This window comes from Streptomyces sp. NPDC030798 (assembly GCF_055572275.1).
Genome location: NZ_JBVIDR010000005.1, coordinates 17583 through 33639, shown reverse-complemented (window position 1 = coordinate 33639; position 16057 = coordinate 17583). Strand labels below are relative to the sequence as shown.

At 70.7% G+C, this 16057-nt stretch carries 20 protein-coding genes; 4 read left to right on the top strand and 16 right to left on the bottom strand.

Going from position 1 to position 16057, the window contains the following annotated elements; genetic code table 11:
- Positions 1-9 precede the first annotated feature (9 nt).
- Positions 10-555 carry a GNAT family N-acetyltransferase gene (locus tag ACZ404_RS13110; RefSeq protein WP_468439068.1) on the bottom strand — a complete coding sequence of 182 codons (546 nt, stop codon included), beginning with the start codon at positions 553-555 and terminating at the stop codon, positions 10-12.
- 43 nt (positions 556-598) lie between these two features.
- Positions 599-1471 (bottom strand): LLM class flavin-dependent oxidoreductase, encoded by an 873-nt coding sequence (locus ACZ404_RS13105; RefSeq protein WP_468439066.1) that lies wholly within the window; start codon positions 1469-1471, stop codon positions 599-601.
- A 127-nt stretch (positions 1472-1598) separates the two neighbouring features.
- Between ACZ404_RS13105 and ACZ404_RS13100 the strand changes: the two genes are divergently transcribed.
- From ACZ404_RS13100 to ACZ404_RS13085, 4 genes are all read left to right on the top strand, one after another.
- Entirely contained in the window at positions 1599-1964 is a 366-nt protein-coding gene (locus ACZ404_RS13100; protein ID WP_468439064.1) for a DUF192 domain-containing protein, read from the top strand.
- Positions 1965-2087: 123 nt separating this feature from the next.
- A complete protein-coding gene (locus tag ACZ404_RS13095) occupies positions 2088-2561 on the top strand; it encodes a hypothetical protein (RefSeq protein ID WP_468439063.1) in 474 nt (157 codons plus the stop codon).
- A gap of 13 nt (positions 2562-2574) precedes the next feature.
- Positions 2575-4005: a hypothetical protein gene (locus tag ACZ404_RS13090; protein ID WP_468439061.1), complete on the top strand. Its 1431-nt coding sequence runs from the start codon at positions 2575-2577 to the stop codon at positions 4003-4005.
- Positions 4002-4523 (top strand): hypothetical protein, encoded by a 522-nt coding sequence (locus tag ACZ404_RS13085; RefSeq protein ID WP_468439059.1) that lies wholly within the window; start codon positions 4002-4004, stop codon positions 4521-4523. Before ACZ404_RS13090 ends, ACZ404_RS13085 begins: the two co-directional genes overlap by 4 nt.
- Positions 4524-4546: 23 nt before the next feature.
- On the opposite strand, the gene ACZ404_RS13080 is transcribed toward ACZ404_RS13085, so the two are convergent.
- From ACZ404_RS13080 to ACZ404_RS13015, 14 genes are all read right to left on the bottom strand, one after another.
- A complete protein-coding gene (locus tag ACZ404_RS13080; RefSeq protein WP_468439057.1) occupies positions 4547-5170 on the bottom strand; it encodes an OmpA family protein in 624 nt (207 codons plus the stop codon).
- 7 nt (positions 5171-5177) lie between these two features.
- Positions 5178-5759 carry a hypothetical protein gene (locus ACZ404_RS13075; RefSeq protein WP_468439055.1) on the bottom strand — a complete coding sequence of 194 codons (582 nt, stop codon included), beginning with the start codon at positions 5757-5759 and terminating at the stop codon, positions 5178-5180.
- A 34-nt stretch (positions 5760-5793) separates the two neighbouring features.
- The gene (locus tag ACZ404_RS13070) at positions 5794-6384 is read right to left on the bottom strand and encodes a pilus assembly protein TadG-related protein (protein ID WP_468439823.1); all 591 of its coding nucleotides are present in this window, start codon (positions 6382-6384) and stop codon (positions 5794-5796) included.
- Positions 6381-6578: a Flp family type IVb pilin gene (locus ACZ404_RS13065; protein ID WP_468439053.1), complete on the bottom strand. Its 198-nt coding sequence runs from the start codon at positions 6576-6578 to the stop codon at positions 6381-6383. Before ACZ404_RS13065 ends, ACZ404_RS13070 begins: the two co-directional genes overlap by 4 nt.
- Before the next feature lie 113 nt (positions 6579-6691).
- The gene (locus tag ACZ404_RS13060) at positions 6692-7444 is read right to left on the bottom strand and encodes a response regulator (RefSeq protein ID WP_468439821.1); all 753 of its coding nucleotides are present in this window, start codon (positions 7442-7444) and stop codon (positions 6692-6694) included.
- 20 nt (positions 7445-7464) lie between these two features.
- Complete coding sequence (locus ACZ404_RS13055; RefSeq protein ID WP_468439819.1) at positions 7465-8832, bottom strand: sensor histidine kinase; 1368 nt, start codon at positions 8830-8832, stop codon at positions 7465-7467.
- 345 nt (positions 8833-9177) lie between these two features.
- Positions 9178-10065 (bottom strand): DUF5936 domain-containing protein, encoded by an 888-nt coding sequence (locus tag ACZ404_RS13050; protein WP_468439051.1) that lies wholly within the window; start codon positions 10063-10065, stop codon positions 9178-9180.
- Between the two features lie 13 nt (positions 10066-10078).
- A complete protein-coding gene (locus ACZ404_RS13045) occupies positions 10079-11023 on the bottom strand; it encodes a type II secretion system F family protein (RefSeq protein WP_468439049.1) in 945 nt (314 codons plus the stop codon).
- An 8-nt stretch (positions 11024-11031) separates the two neighbouring features.
- Positions 11032-12369, bottom strand: coding sequence for a CpaF family protein (locus ACZ404_RS13040; protein WP_468439047.1), 1338 nt, complete (start codon positions 12367-12369; stop codon positions 11032-11034).
- Positions 12370-12387: 18 nt separating this feature from the next.
- A complete protein-coding gene (locus tag ACZ404_RS13035) occupies positions 12388-12738 on the bottom strand; it encodes a TadE/TadG family type IV pilus assembly protein (RefSeq protein WP_468439045.1) in 351 nt (116 codons plus the stop codon).
- A 1-nt stretch (position 12739) separates the two neighbouring features.
- Positions 12740-13123, bottom strand: coding sequence for a TadE family protein (locus tag ACZ404_RS13030; protein ID WP_468439043.1), 384 nt, complete (start codon positions 13121-13123; stop codon positions 12740-12742).
- A 3-nt stretch (positions 13124-13126) separates the two neighbouring features.
- Entirely contained in the window at positions 13127-14362 is a 1236-nt protein-coding gene (locus ACZ404_RS13025; RefSeq protein ID WP_468439041.1) for an AAA family ATPase, read from the bottom strand.
- Between the two features lie 12 nt (positions 14363-14374).
- The gene (gene cpaB, locus ACZ404_RS13020) at positions 14375-15082 is read right to left on the bottom strand and encodes a Flp pilus assembly protein CpaB (RefSeq protein ID WP_468439039.1); all 708 of its coding nucleotides are present in this window, start codon (positions 15080-15082) and stop codon (positions 14375-14377) included.
- A 45-nt stretch (positions 15083-15127) separates the two neighbouring features.
- Positions 15128-15985 carry a hypothetical protein gene (locus ACZ404_RS13015; RefSeq protein ID WP_468439037.1) on the bottom strand — a complete coding sequence of 286 codons (858 nt, stop codon included), beginning with the start codon at positions 15983-15985 and terminating at the stop codon, positions 15128-15130.
- Between the last annotated feature and the right edge of the window lie 72 nt (positions 15986-16057).

Sequence of the window (16057 nt, the reverse complement as noted above, 5' to 3'; positions counted from 1 at the left end):
AGGGAGTCGCTACCGGGTCCCGCGAATTTCTGTGCCCTGGCCGGCGCTGCCGCCGTCATCACGGTCACGCCCCCCGCCCGCCGGATCGAGCACGAGCAGCACATGCCCGTCGTCCCCGTGCCCTACGGTGCCGACGGGCTCGAAGCCGTGTCTGCGCAGCAGGCGGACGGAGGCGGTGTTGCCGGAGAAGGGGTCGGCGTGGAGCGGCCGCACCTGTTCCAGTTCCAGGAACAGCCCGAGGGCCCGGGTGCCGACGCCTCTGCCCCAGTACGGCCGCCCGAACCAGTACCCGACGAACCGCCGTCCGTCCTCCGCCGTCCAGGAGACGACGCTCCCGGCGACCTCGCCGTCGACCGTGACCGCCCGCACCAGGGAGTCGGGGTCCCCGAGCACCCGCTCCCGCCAGTGCGTGAGGAAGGCCTCGCGCGGCCGGGGGGTGAACCTGGAGCGCCGGACGGCTTCCGGGTCGTGCTCGTAGGCGAGGAGGACGAGCAGATCGTCGTCCACCACCTCCCGCAGAAGCACTTCGCTGTGCTCATCTCGCTGCTCGGTCATGCGTGGAGTGTGCCGGCCCCCACTGACAACGCGGCCCCCGTCTCTACGGCACCAGGGGCCGGACCTCCTCGGCGACGAACCGTACGAAGCCCTCGGGGTCCGGTTCGTCCGCCGTCGGCTGCAGGACGACCGTGTCGGCCCCGGCCTCGGCGATCCGCCGCACCGCCTCGGCGACGGCACCGGCGTCCCCGGCGATCCCGACATCCGGCTTCGACTCCAGTCCCTCGGCGACGAGTTCGGCCCGGAGCCGGGCGGCGGCGTCGGGGCCGGTGGCGGCGAGGAGGTAGACAACCAGCCGGTGGGGCTCGGTGCGCCCCGTTTCCCTCCTCGCCTCCTCGATGATCCGGCGAGCCTGTCGTACGCCGTCCGGTGAGGTGGCGGCGGTGAGGAGGGTGCCGTCGGCCTTGGCTCCGGAAAGGCCGAGGGTGCGGGGCCCGGTGGCGCCGGCGAGGACCGGCACCGACTGGGCGGGGGGCCAGTCGAGGCCGACGTCGTCCAGCGTGACGTACCGCCCGCTCACGGTGAGCCGCTCACCGCGCAAGAGGGCGCGCAGGGCGTCGAGATGCTCGCCGAGGAGGGTGAGCGGCGAGGCGGCCCGCGCGCCGACCTGCCCCATCCAGTCCTGGACGCCGTGTCCGACGGTCAGGACGGCCCGACCGGGGAACATGCGCTCGAGGGAGGCGGCCTCCATGGCGGTGACGGCCACGTTCCTGAGCGGTACGGGCAGCAGTCCGATCCCGACCCGGACCCGTTCGGTCCAGGCGAGAGCGGCGGCGGCGGTGGAGACCCCGCCCTCCAGGAAACAGTCCTCCCACAACCACAGCTCCTCGAGCTGCGCGGCATCCGCGAGCCGGGCGATGCCCCGCAGACGCTCAGGGGGAAGCTGGGGACGGAATACGGCACCGAGTCCAGTCATGCGACTTTCCTAGTCCGCGGTACGACGCCGGGACAACTCCTTTACTCCCGGGGCACCTTCCCGTGGACAGGCGTCCACTGGGACACCCGAAAGGCAGGTACCGTCACACTTCGGAGGTGGCCCAGGGATGGCACGCTGGCGGGACGGACGGGGCAGGTTGGTGATCCACCGGAGCAGTGGCGGGGACGCCGTCACCGTTCCGTTGGAGATCGCGGCCTCCTACCGGTCCCGTACGAAGGGACTGCTGGGGCGTGACTCGGTCGACGGGGCCATGTTGCTCACCCCTGCCAACAGCGTGCACACCTTCCGCATGCGCATCCCCATCGACGTGGCCTACCTCGACCGCAACCTCACCGTCACCGCCGTACGCACCATGAAGCCCGGCCGCCTGGGCCTGCCCCGCCTCCGTGCCCGGCACGTACTGGAGGCCGAGGCCGGCGCCATGGCCCGATGGGGGCTCACGCCGGGCACCGGGGTGAGCGTCGAGACGTAGCGGCCGCGGGCCGTGGCCCGGGCCCTCGAGTCAACCACTCGGCAACCGCGCTCAGTTGCCACCACGCAGCCCGCCGGTCAACACTGGAGATCGCCAAGTCGTTACAACGGGGGTTGCTGACTCATGGCATGGCAGGAATGGGAACAACTGAAGAGCCGGGCCGCTGAGGGCGAAGTCGCTCATCTGCAACTGAACCACGCTGCGGACACCGCCTCCGGTGCCGGCGACGCAGACCTCGTCGTCCATCAGGACGACCTGGGTGCCGTCGGCCACGAGGCGTTCCAGCTCCACGCCCGCCTTCACGACCAGGTCGACATCGCAGGTGCGGGGGCCGACGCCCATGGAGCGGGCACGACGATGCAGGCCGCGGCCGCACTGAAGAGCCACCATTTCGCGATGGGGTCGAGTCTCGAGACGACCGTCTCCGTGTGGACCTCTCAGGTCACGTCGGTGCTCCAGGCCTTCGCCCACATCTCGAATCACCTGGACTACTCGAAGAAGCTGCACGCGCGCGACGACGACACGATCGCCGCCGAGTTGCGCGGTCGGGACGGATCGGCGGTCTCGGTGTCCGTGCTGAACAGCTACTTCAAGTGACGGGGGTTGTGGCATGAACTACCACGATCTGCTGGACGTGGATCTGGGCAAGCTCGGCGCTGCCGTCGGCACTTGGGACCAGGCGGTCAAACATCTCGAGGGGCTGTCCAAGGATGCCCACGACGGGCTGAAGGCGAAAGCCGACAACGCCCGTTGGGCCGGCGTCAACGCGACGGTCACCCGTGAGTTCGTGGACAGGACGGCCAAGGAGTGCGCCGACCTGCACAGCGAGGCCATGAGTATCCGGAGCGTTCTGGACGACGCCCACCAGGAACTCGTAGGCCTCCAGCGCCGCGCGAAGAGCTTGGAGGGGGAGGCGCGCGAACACGGCTTTCTGATCGTCGGCGGCGAGAACGGCACGGTCAAGGTCATGCCCGCCATGTGCACCGTCGAGGGAAAGGAGGAAGGCGAGAAGGCCAAGGAGTTGATGCAGTGGTACGCCGACACGCTCACCGATCTGGTGCGTCATGCCGCAGAGATCGACGCCGCTGTCGTACGCGCGCTCAGCCGCAGCCACGGCAACGACCCCTACAACGCGGGCCACGCCACGTACACCTCCCTCGACGAGGACATGCTGCCGCGGGCCGAGAAGCTCGCCCGACTCGGTGACGACGCCAACCCGCGGCAGAGAGCGGAACTGCGACGGCTGTGGGAGTCCCTGAGCCCCACAGCGCGAGCCGAGTTGTGGACTCAGCACAAGGATGACCTGATGTCCGCGGGAATCTTCGGCGTAACGGTCAAGCAGATAGCTCCCGACGACGGCTCCGGTCCGTACGACGTCGAAGACCCGGGTGCGCACGACTACTGGGTCCTGGCCGAAGCCAAAGGCATGTCGAACATGGGCGACTTCATCAGCTACACGGACGCCGCCCGGAACATGGACCACTACCTCAGGGGCACCGGAACGCCCCTCGACCTCGACGTGGACAGGATGATGCACGACGACGCCCGTCTTCGTACCGTGGCCGACGCCTCCCTCACACACAACCAGGACCGCTGGCGCCAGGAAGCCCTGGACGCCTATCGGAAGTCCGGCGGTAGGCCTGTGGCGATTCCGGTGGAGACCCCCGGCGTCGGATACACGCACAGTGATCGCAATTGGTATCTGGCGGTCGGCAGCGCGCAAACGAACACCACCGGTGTGGTCACCGTGGAACCGGGAGCCGACGGCAAGCCGAAGGTCAGCCTCGATTACCAGGTCAACGTCTGGGACCGCTACAACTGGGACCCCGGAAAGGCCACCCCGATCGGCCCGACGACCGTGACCGACGCGGACATGGCCCGTCTGCACAGGACGGGACTGGCCAAGGAGTACGACATGAGAGGCAGCGGGACCGTGCGCCACTACGACCTCGGCACCGGCTCGGGCCCGGTACCCGCACCGGCCGACCCCGGGCGGGACGGCACCCGTACGGACATCGGGCGCAACGGAGACGCCCGGTGAGGTACAAGCGCCTGAGCGCCGCCCTGTGCGCTGCCCTGGTCTGCTCGCTGGCGGGCTGTTCGTCCACGTCCCCCGGGTCGTCGGTGCGCGAACCGCAGAGCGGCAAGCGGGTTCCGTACTGGGTTCGGGGGGCCACCCCGGCGCAGGTCGCCCACGACATGAAGCTGACGATTCCCTCCGGGGCCACCGATGTCAGGGCCGCCTACCAGAAGGGGTTCCAGGACGACGGAGTACTGCTCGCCTTCCGGTTGCCCAAAGCCGGCGTCGATGCGTTCATCCGGGAACTGGATCCCGACAGCCCCTTGTCGCACCGTGCGCAGCCCCTCGTCTCGGGGAAGGAGGTGCAGCCTCCCACCACCCCCTTCGCCCACCTCGGGCTCAAGGAGCCGGAGACGCTTGCCGACGTCACCGAAGGTCCGGTGTGCACCGTCTGCGACGGCGAGCTGAACTGGCTGAACGTCGCCGTGCATCCCATCGACGCACGCGTCAGCCAGGTGTATCTCAGCGGCGCCGTTTAGCGACCGGAACGCTCACTCGCCGGTCACTCCTTGGTCCGCGGGAAGGACACCTCGACGCGGCGGTTCTTCTTCCTGCCCTCCTCCGTGGAGTTGTCGGCGATGGGGTACTGCTCGCCGTAGCCGCGCACCTCGAAGGTGATGCCGGGGTTGTTCAGGTCCTGGTCGAGGACGGTCTGTACGGCGTTCGCGCGCTGCTTGGAGAGGACGTCGCCGTGGGCCGATGAACCCAGGTTGTCGGTGAAGCCGAAGACGCGGACCTGGGTCGCGTTCTGCTTCTTGATCTCCTCCGCGATCGTCGCGATGCGGGACTTGGCCTCGTCGCTGAGTCTGGCGCTGTCCTTGCTGAAGAGGACTTCGGCCTGGAGGGCGAAGGTGACGTCCGCGTTGGTGTCCTCGCGGCGCTCGTCACCGCTCTGGTCCTCCACGACCGACTTGATGTCCAGCACCTTCGGCGCGGCGAGGGTGGCGCCTTCGGGGAGCTTCAGATCAGGGTCGGTGGCGTCGATCTTGACGGGGGCGCCGGCCGAGGGTTCCGTGCCCGGCGGCTCACTGGGGCCCGTGTCGTCGGCGCGGGCCAGGGAGAGGTTGGCGGCCGCGAGGAGGGCTGCGGTGGTGAGGGTGAGGGTGAGGCGGGGGTTGGTGGTCACTTTCGCCTCACCCGGAGATAGTGATGTCGGCCGGGGCGAACATGGGCAGTTGGAAGGAAACCTGGTCCGTATCGGCGGGCGGTTCCGGGAACTGCATGAACACGGGCACAGTTTCGCCGGACTTGATACTCGAGACCCCTGTAGTGGTGAGGGGGCGACCGTCGGTGTCGCGAAGGACGTAGTAGCGCTTCTTCCCCTTGGAGTCCACCAGCGTGGCACCGCCGAAGGACCGGCCGTTCCGGATGATCTCGGTCTCGTTGCCACTCAGCTGTGCAGGGATCGTGAGCAGCTTGGCACTGTCGTTCTTCAAGATGCCGTTCACCGTCACGAACCCACCGGTGTCCCGAACAGCCGAGGTGATGTCCAGCAACAGGCCGTTGGGACCCTTCAACTCAGCCAGGGGTTCGTCTGACTTCCCTTCCTGAGCACTCGGCCCGGAGCCGCCCTTTTTCGAGGCAGACGCCGAAGTCCCTGGCTTGTTGTCGTCGCCACCGCCACCGCTGCAACCGGCAACACCGAGGGCCAGACCGGCCGCGAGAGTCAGCGCGACCGTCCCCCTGCGGGCCTTCGCAGTGAACCGAATGCTCATCGCTCTGCTTCCTTCTTGACTCGTCGTTCGCTTGTCAGCCGGCCAGATGGACGTCGAAGAGGTCCTCAGGCTTGGGAAGTTCCGCGGGTTCGTCCGGGTTCAGGTCCCAGTTGCGGTCCTTGCAGGTCAGCTGTGGCAGCGTGTCGCGCCCGACTTCCTCCCCCGGAAGCCTGAACGTGCAGAGCGGCTCTATCACCGCCGTGGCGGAAGCTTTCGCATGCTTGTCTTCCGTTCCGGGGACGATCGAGTCTCCGACTGATTCCTTGGCCCGGACATCGACGCTGTACCTCAGCAGCGCGGGCGCGCAGGATGTCAGCTGGGCATCGTTCCGGGCGGCCAACTGTTCTGCGCGCCAACAAGTGTTGTCCGCCCCTTTGCCATCGAAGATGTCCTGCCACTTGGTGGGGTCGAGCAAGTCCGCGCTCCATGTGGCCGCGAGCTGATCGCGCGTCTTCTGGGCTGCCGCGAGCGCCGCCGCATCAGCCGCCGTCTGGGCGCTGCTTCGATTCACTGCCGCTTGGCCGACTGCCAAGTACGCCAAGGCAAGGAAGAGCAGGCCTGCCACCACCGTCATGTAGATGGGGAAAGCCTGCCCTGCGTCGACGTGTCCTCGGGGCCGCGTCAGCCACCGATAACTTCGTTGATCTTGTCCGTAATGGCGTTGTAGATCGTCTGCCCGATGTCCGTGCCCGTAATCGCCAACACAATCGCCACCACCACCGCGATGATGCCCAGGTACTCCACCGCGGTCTGCCCCTTGTCGCTGCGAGCGACTCGGGACTGCAGGTACGCGACGGTGGTGTTGAACCAGTTGCTCATGGTGGTCCCCTCCGGGTTCGCCTCCGATCCGGGCAACGTACGGCTCGGCGCTCCCGGTGCCACAGGGTCCCAGGACCCAACCCCGGACCCATCGCCTCCCGCGGGCCGCCATCTCAGGCCACCCCCAGCCACTTGGCGGTTGCCTGGGACCTGGTGGAGGTGTGGAGCTTGGCGAAGATGCGGTTGATGTGGTTCTTGACGGTCTTTTCGCTGATGAAGCAGGCGGCGGCGATCTGCTGGTTGGTCATGCCGGACGCGATGAGGTCCATGATCTCCGCCTCCCTCGTGCTCAGTTGGAACCGCGACCGGAACGACTGTCCCACATCTGATTGCAGTTGCGAAAGGTTTTGGGTCGGGAATCTGGCCATAGCGGGCGGATTTTCAGCACCCTCATGTGCAGCTGCATCTGGATGGAGGTAGCTCAGTAACGCCTGCGCCGCCCCCGGCGTCACATGCGGGCGCCCCTCGCTGACATCGCGTACCGCCCGCACCAGCTGCTCGGCGCCGAACTCCCCGTGCACCAGATAGCCCCCCGCCCCCAGCCGCAGCGCCTCCCGCACCGTCTCCGTCTCGTGGCTGTACGTCAGCATCATGACCGGGGCGAGCCGGAGCAGGTGCGGCAACGCCGAGATTCCGTCGACGCCGGGCATCCGGACGTCGAGGAGGACGACGTCGGGGCGGTGGCGCAGTGCCGCCTCGTATGCCTCGCGGCCGTCCGCCGCCTCCGCGACCACGGTGGTGTCCTCGCGGTCGGAGAGGAGAGCGGTGAGGCCGGCCCGGATCACCGGGTTGTCGTCGGCCACCAGGAGACGCAGGGGGGCCGCGGCGGTGGAGGGTGGGGGGAAGGGCGTGTTTCGGTGCTGCATCGGGTTCATCGGTCCTCCTCTCAGGCGGGCTCGGACGACAGGGCGACGTCGAGGGACCGTACCGGTACGTCCACCCGCACCTCCGTCCCCCGAGCGTGCTCCCCGCGTCCGATCCTGATGCGGGCCCCCGCCGAGGCGGCCCGCTCGACCATGCCCAGCAGGCCGAAGTGGCCGGAGGTGCGGAGGTCGTCGAGGGTGGTGGAGGGGGGCAGGCCCCGGCCGTTGTCGTACACCGTCAGGCGGAGTTGGTCCCCCTGGATCCCGGCCGTCACCTCCACCCCCGTCGCGGACGCGTGCCGGTGGGCGTTCTCCAGGGCCTCCGAGGTGATGGCCAGGAGGTGGCGGGCCAGGGGGGCGGGGAGCGGCGGGAGCGGGGTCTCGCCCGTGCGGTGGCAGGCGGCTCGGATGCCCGTCTGTGCCTCGAAGGCGTTCACCCGTGCCTCCAGTTCCGTCCAGATGTCTCTCGGCTTCGCGCCGGCGTCCTCACTGCGCAGGTCCTCCAGCAGTTCCCTCGACTCCGCCGCCGCCCTGCGCGCCGAGCGGGAGACCAGTTCCGCTTGGCGGCGGAGCCGGTCGGGCTCCGGGGTGTCGGCCGAGGCCGTCACCGCCAGTCCCTCGGCGGCCAGGGCCACGCCGTACAGCGTCTTGGCCACCGAGTCGTGCATCTCCCGGGCCAGCCGGGCCCGTTCCGCGTGGACCGCCTCCGTCGCCGCCAGGCGGGCCTGGGCCGCGGTGAGGGCCTGGGTGGCCGCGCCGAAGCGGAGCATCAGGTTGCGCAGGGTCGAGCCCATCGCGCCGGCGATCACGCACAGGCCGGGGAGGAGGAGTGACTCGGCGGGGCCACCGGCCTGGGGGTCCGGTCTGAGGGTGGCGTGGACCAGGAGCAGGATCAGGGACTGCAGGGAGGCGAAGCAGGCCGCGCCGCGCCAGCTGTAGACCAGGCCGGCGAGGAGGGGGGTGCAGACGCTGACGTAGGCGAGGGTGGTGTCGGGGCCCGCCGAGACCAGCGGGAGGGAGCCGACGAGGGTGTCGGCGGCCAGCAGGCTGGGGTGGCGCAGGAGGAGGGGGCCGAAGCGTTCCCAGTCGCGGAAGAGGACGTAGGACACCATGAAGGTGACGACGACCGCCGCCCCGACCAGGCGGACGCCCAGGCCGGGCGCCGCGTTGAGCAGGGCCGAGGGGGCCGCCAGCACGATCATCGCCAGCCGGAAGCCGAACACCTGGCGGCACATCGCCTGCAGCGCCCGCACCTGGATCTTCTCCGAGGGCAGGTCCCCGGAGGCCGCCCGGGCACTCCCCGGAGACCTCGTGGAGGCCCGAGGCGCCCGCCCGGACCGGTCTCCCCGGAGCGGCACCCGCGCCGTCGCCGTGAGCCACCACCGCCCCAGCCACCCCGGTCCCACACCCCCGGAGCGCCCCCGCCCCGCCGCGTCCAGCACGGCCGGCCACCGCCCCCACGACCCCAGCCACCCCCGGACCGCACCCCTGCGCGACCCCCGGCCCACACCCCCGGAGCGCCCCCGCCCCGCCGCGTCCAGCACGGCCGGCCACCGCCCCCACGACCCCAGCCGGCCGAGGCCCGCTCCCCCGAGGGACCACCGCCCCGCCGCACCCAGCACCGCCAGCCGGCGCCCCAACAGCCCCAGCCACCCCCGGACCGCACCCCTGCGCGACCCTCGGCCCACACCCCCGGAGCGCCCCCGCCCCGCCGCGTCCAGCACTGTCATCCCCGCTCACCTCCCCGTGAGCGAGCCGAAGTCCACGCCCGAGCCCAGCAGGAGGCCGGCGCCGAGCAGGAGCATCGTCGCCGGAACCATGAACGTGGTGATCATCAGGGTGGCCTTGGGGACCGCGCGGGCGGCCTTGCGGCGGGCGTTCTGGGCGTCGGTGCGGCGCATGTCCTTGGCCAGGGAGACGAGTGTGTCGACGATCGGGGCGCCCAGTTCCTCGCCCTGCTGGAGTGCCGTCACGAACATCGCCACCTGTTCGGAGTCGTTGCGGCGCCTCAGTTCCGCGAAGGCCTCGCGGCGGCTCATGCCGAGGTCCATCTGGCGCAGGGTGATGCGCAGTTCGTCGGCCCAGGGGCCCTCGTAGCGGGAGGCCACGCGGTCGAGGGCCTGGCGGAAGCCGAGGCCGGCGCTCACGACGACCGCCAGGACGTCCAGGAAGTCCGGCAGGGTCCGCTCGATGACGTCCTTGCGGACGCGGATCGCCGACCAGATGCCGACCTCCGTCCAGAAGGCGCCGAAGAGCAGCAGGAGCAGGGCGATGAACCACTGGCCGCGCAGCAGGAAGACCAGGAAGCCCACGGTGCCCAGCGCGCCGTAGACCGCTCGGCGGGCCGCGTAGCGGTCGATGGTCAGGCCGCCGGGGTTGCCCGCGAGGTCGATCTTGCGGCGGTACTTGGCGACCAGCCGCGGGCCCATCAGGCGCAGGACGGCGGGGGCGTAGCGCATGCCCATGCGGTCGATGACGGAGTCCACGGCGCCGGTGCGCGTGGCGCCGACCTCGAGGGCGAGGGCGAGGTCGCCGGGGAGCCTGACGTCGGCGCGGTACATGCGGATGCCGGCGAAGGCGCCCCAGACGGCGAGACCCATCAGCAGGGCGAGCAGGAGTTCCATCAGGCCGGCCCCCTCACACGTCGATCCGGCTCATACGGCGGATGAGGACGAATCCGACCGCGTACATGGCGAAGGCGATCAGCACGCAGGCCTGGCCGACCGGTGAGCCGGTCATGCGGTCCAGGGCGCCGTCCTTCACCCCGTTCATCAGGAACAGGGCGCCGATGCCGAGGACGGGGACGGCGTACGAGGTCATCGTGACCTGGGAGAGCTGGGTGCGGATCTCGCGCCGGGTCTCCTTGCGTTCCTCCAGCGTCTCGGTCAGGTTGCGCAGCGCCGACACGACCTGGCCGCCGGCCCGGTTGGAGAGGACGAGGGTGGTGACGAGGACGACCAGTTCGCGGGAGGGGAGTCGGTCGGCGAGTTCCTGCAGTGCCTCGTCCAGGGACTGACCGATCGCCAACTGGTCGGAGACCTTGGCCAGTTCCTCGCCGGCCGGGGCCTCGAGCTCCTCGGCCGCCATGCCGATGGCGGTGCGCAGGGCGAGGCCGGCCTGGGTGGCGTTGGCGAGGATGCGGGCCAGTTCCGGGAGCTGGTTGATGAAGCGCTCGATGCGTTTGTGGCGTTGCCAGTTGAGGAACTGGAGCGCTGCCCAGACGCCCAGCAGGCCCGCCAGGGGGCCGAAGAAGGGGGCGAGGGTGGCCTGGCCGATCAGCCAGAGGGCGGCCACCGCGGCGAGCATGTAGGCGAAGAACTCGCCGGGCGTCACGTCCAGGCCCGTCGCCGCCAGCCGCAGTTCCAGGCGGCGGCCCAGTGCCGTACGGCGCAGTCGGCGGTCCAGGGTGCGGAAGCGGCGCCGGCGGCCCGTGGGCAGCTCCTGGCCGGTCTGGGAGAGCCGGTCGACGAGGGCGGCGCGCTGGGCCCGGCCGGAGGCGTAGGTGTGCACCCCGATGACCGCGAGGAGGCAGGTGAGCAGGGCGACGCCGGTGGTGAGCCGGACGAGGGTGGTCAGTTCCATGGGGCGGCCTACCTGGCTTCTCGGGTGGCGAGCTGGTCCGCGGAGTGGGCGACGCCGAACGCCTGCGGGAGGGGCTGGCCCGCCATGTAGAGGCGGTCGGCGGTGCGGCGTGGGAGGGGGTGGTACTCGAAGGTGCCGTAGACCCGGCCGTCGGGGGTCATGGGCCGGGCGTGGAAGCGGGCCGCGGTGGCCAGCCGGTACGGTTCGCCGCCGTGGCTGTCCAGCAGCGCGATCTCGGTGATGCGGCGGGCGCCGTCGGCGAACCGGGTGAGCTGGACGATGACGTCGACGGCGCTGTTGATCTGGTCGTGCAGCGCTACGAAGGGCACCTCGACGTCGGACATGGAGGCGAGGGTCTGCAGGCGGGTGAGGGCGTCCTCGGCGCTGTTGGCGTGGACGGTGGCGAGGGAGCCGTCGTGGCCGGTCGACATGGCCTGGAGCATGTCGAGGGACTCGCCGCCGCGGACCTCGCCGACCACGATGCGGTCGGGGCGCATGCGCAGCGAGTTGCGGACCAGGTCGCGGATGGTGACCTGGCCCTTGCCCTCGACGTTGGGCGGGCGTGACTCCAGGCGGACCACGTGGGTCTGCTGGAGCTGGAGTTCGGCGGAGTCCTCGATGGTGATGATGCGCTCGTGGGCCGGGATGAGTCCGGACAGGGCGTTGAGGAGGGTGGTCTTTCCGGTGCCGGTGGCGCCGGAGACGATGATGTTGAACTTCGCCTGCACCAGTCCGGCCAGCAGGAACACCATGGGCTCGTCGAGCGAGCCGAAGCCGACGAGTTCCTGCAGGGTGAAGGAGCGCGGGAAGCGGCGGATGGTGAGAATGGGGCCGGTCAGGGACAGCGGCGGGATGATCACGTTGACGCGTTCGCCGGAGGGGAGGCGGGCGTCCACCATGGGGTTGGACTCGTCCACCCGGCGGTTGACCGTCGAGACGATGCGCTCGATGGTCTGCATCAGCTGGTCGGAGGAGACGAACCGGAGGGGCAACTGCTCGACGCGGCCGCCGCGTTCGACGAAGATCGCGTCGGGTCCGTTCACCATGATCTCGGTGATGGACGCGTCTTCCAGGAGCGGCTCCAGGATGCCGAGGCCCAGCGCCTCGTCCACCACGCGGCGGATGAGCTGGGAGCGCTCCACCGTCGACAGGACGGGGCCCTCGCGGCTGATGATGTGCCCGAGCACGCGCTCCAGCCTGGCCCGGCGCTCGGCGGCGGCGAGCGAGCTCATCTCCGCGAGGTCGATCTCCTCCAGCAGCTTGGCCCGGTACGACGCGACCAGATGCCCGTCCTCGCCCCGGCTGCCGTGCTCCTCGGGAGTGCTGATGCGTGCCCGCAGGCTCATGGGTTCGCGTCTCCTCGGTCAGTGGTCGAGCGGCATGGTGGCGGACTTGGTGGCGTCGCCGAGGTCCCAGACGATCCGGGGGATGTGCACCCTGGCGGTGACGGTGACGGAGTCGTCGCCGCCGGCGGAGGAGCAGCTCACCTCGATGCCGCCGCTCACCGCGTCCGCGCAGGCCTGGGCGTAGGACTGGCCCAGGGAGGCCGCCCGCGCCCCCGCCCGGGCCGCCGTGCCGGCCTGCTCGGCGGCGTAGGCGACCGCACCGATCTGGAACCCGGCCAACCCGACGATCAGCAGGACCGGGATGAACCCGAGGTACTCGATGGCGACCTGGCCGCGATCGCGCCGGCGCCGCGAGGAGTCGTACGGCATCTCAGTGCTTCACCTCCTCCACGGCGCCGGCGTGGCCGTGCACCGTGACGGGGAAGTCGATGGAACCGGGGAACAGGACGGGGACCTTCAGGGCCACGTCCGCGGTCACATAGCCGGTCCCGTCGCACCGCTCCACCCGGGCACCCCCTCGCCACGCCCCCGACAGATGCCGGAGCGCCGCCCGTTCGCACACGCCGAAGCGCTCTCCCCGCGGTGCCGCCGTACCGGCCCGCACGCCCTCGTCCGCAGCATTCCCCGCGAGCGTGTAGGCGTACCCCACGAGCACGCACTGCCACATCAGCACCAGGGTGAGGACGATCAGCGGTGCCATCCCCAGAAACTCGATGCTGACCTGCCCCCGGTCGCCTCCCGGTCCTCTCCTCACCCCTCACTCCTTCCGCCGCCGGAAGCCGACCGCCCCGCGGCCGCCGCCCCGGTGGGACGCCTCGGGGGCCTTCGCCAGGCCCAGTTCGCCGGCGAGGGCCCACAGGGCCTGCTTCACGGTGGACCTGCTGTCGAGTTCGTGCAGCCGCCCCGCGTCCACGACCGACTGCAGTTCCTTGAAGTTCGCGGGTACGGCCGTGCGGGCCAGGGCGGTTCCGGTGATGCGCTGGACGAGCGCGGGCTGGATCTCCGTGCCGCGGGAGTGGCGGTTGACGAGGACCGTCGTCTCCTCCGCCTTGCGGATCTGCAGCCGGTCCCACATCCGTACGGTCCGTTTGGCGGCGCGTACGGCGACCACGTCGGGCGTGGTCACCAGCAGAGCGGTGTCGGCCGTCTCCACGGCGACCGCGCTCGCCCCGCCGAGCTGCGCCCCGCAGTCCACGACGACGACCTCGTACCGCGAGCGCAGGGCGCCGATGATCTGGCGGGCGGCGCGGTCGGTGACCTCCTCGCCGCGTTCGCCCTCGGCCGGGGCGAGCAGGAGTGCGAGGCCGGTGTCGTGACGGAAGACGGCGTCGGCGAGGACGCGGGGGGAGATGTCGGTGATGGCGGCGAGGTCGACGACCGAGCGGCGGAACTGGACGTCGAGGTAGGAGGCGACGTCGCCGGTCTGCAGGTCGAGGTCGACGAGCGCGGTGGGGCGGCCGGAGGCCTGGGCGGCGAGGGCGAGCTGGATCGCGGCGAGGGTGGCGCCGACGCCGCCCTTGGCGCCGCTGACCGTGACGACCGTACCGCCGGCGCCGCCGAGGACGTCCGTGCCGCCGTGTCCGAGGTGGCGGCGGACGCCGGTGGACCACTGGGCGACGGCCTGGACGCGGCTGGCGAGTTCCTCGTACGACAGCGGGAGCGCGACCAGGCCGCGGGCGCCGGCGTCCATGGCGGCGGCGAACAGGCCGGGGCTCGCGTCGGTGGTGACGAGGATGACGCCGACGGCCGGGAAGCGCAGGGCGACGTCGCGGATCAGCTCCAGCGCCGGGACCGGTCCGATGCGCTCGTGGACGACGACCACCTCGGGCAGTTCGTCCACGGACTCGGCGGCGAGGCGGGCGAGGGTGTCGACCAGCTGGGTGGAGTCGGCGACCGGGGGCTGCGGTTCGGCGTCGGGGAGCTGGCTGAGCAGGGTGACGAGGGAACGGACGGCGTCCGGGTCCGCGCCGGCCGGGAGGATCCTGGTGGGCATGCGGGCCGCCTCTCACTTGTCCGTCGCGAGTTCGTACGTGCGGTCCTTGTCCGGGACGCTGGTCTCGCTGCCCGGGGCGACCAGTGCGAGACGGACCCGCTGGGCGAAGGACTCGGCGTAGGTGATGCGCTGGGCGTCGAGGGTGGACAGCGCGAAGGTGATCGGGACGGCCTCGGTGGGCTGCTGCTGGTTCTTGCCGGTGTCGGGATCGAGAGCGGTGATCCTGCCGACGTCCAGGACACGGGCGTTGGTGACGATGATCTTCGACTGGTCCGGGTCGCCGTCCTTCTTCCCCTCGAAGGTGGCATAGACGTTGACGCGCGCGCCCGGGGTGATCTTTCCGGCGACGCCGGTCGCCGCGTCGATCATGATGGCGACCTCCTGCTGGCCCGGCTGGAGGGCGGGCTGGTCGACGATCATGTCGGTCTGCAGCAGGGAGCCGGCGCGCAGCGTGGTCACGGCGATCTTGCCCTGGATCTGCCGCAGGTCGGTGACGGCGTTCGCGGACAGCCACCGCCTGGGCATCCTGATCTTCTCGAACTGGCCCGTGTCCAGCGCGGTGTACGGCTTGACGTCGGACCGCACCCGGTAGGCGGTGACCTCGGGGCCGACCTTGGAGTTCGCGTCGTGGACGACGGAGAGCACGCCGGCGAACGCGCCGAGAGCGCACAGGACCGACAGGATCAGCAGTATCACGCCGCGGCGCTGACGGGAGTTCATGAACCGTGCAACCTCATTGGGGGAATCGGTCGAGCGGGATGTGAGTCATGGTCGTGCGGGTCGGGCGGGCGTGCGCTGCTCCAGGGCGCGGGGCGCGGGAGGCTCGTACGGGGGCGGGGTGGCGGAGCAGAAGACGCACCGGTCGCCGATGACGTCGAGGCCGCACCAGTGACAGGCGGTCTGCCGTACGGAGGTGACCAGTTGGTAGAGGACGGAGAGGTCGGCGAGGTAGCTGCAGAACTCGATGACGCGGCCGGTCCCCCACCAGTCGGCGGACTCGGCGGGCAGCGGGGTCTCGCGCAGTCCGTGCGCCGTCCACTCCTTCGCCAGGCCGGAGATCCAGTCGCTCTGCAGCTGGCCCTTGGCGACGAGCATCCAGGTGCCGAACTCGGGGCCCTTGAGGGTGGCGCCGGGCGCGACCCTGACGAGCTGCGGCTCGGGGTGGGCGACGACGGCGAACTGGCTCCCGGGGATCCAGGACTTGGCGTGCGCCCTCAGCCCGACGGGCACCCGGTCCAGCCGGGCGACCGAGCCGAGGACGGCGCCGGCGTGAACGTAGTGGGTGAGCAGCCGCCCGGCGGAGGCGAGCACGCCGGGGCTGAGGTCACAGGAGGCGAGCTGGCGCAGCTGCCGGGCGAGCACGGCGATGCCGAGCGGGGGCAGCTCGGGCCGGAACAGGGCGATGCGGTCGCTCTCCAGCAGCGCGCGCAGCGTGTACAGCCGTCGTACGACGGGCTCGGGGGTGGCCTCGGAGCACACGACGACCACGTATCCGTACTGCTCGGTCAGCGCGTGCAGTTCGGTGAGGGTCTGCTCCAGCGGGCGCCGGTCGAGGTCCCGCAGCACGACGGCGGGCATGGTCCGCTCGTCCTGCGCCGGCAGTGCCATGTCGGCACTGGTCACGGCAATGACAGTTGGCACGCGCAGCTCCCCGCTCTTTCACACCCCTCGGCCCACCGGTGTCACTCCAATGCG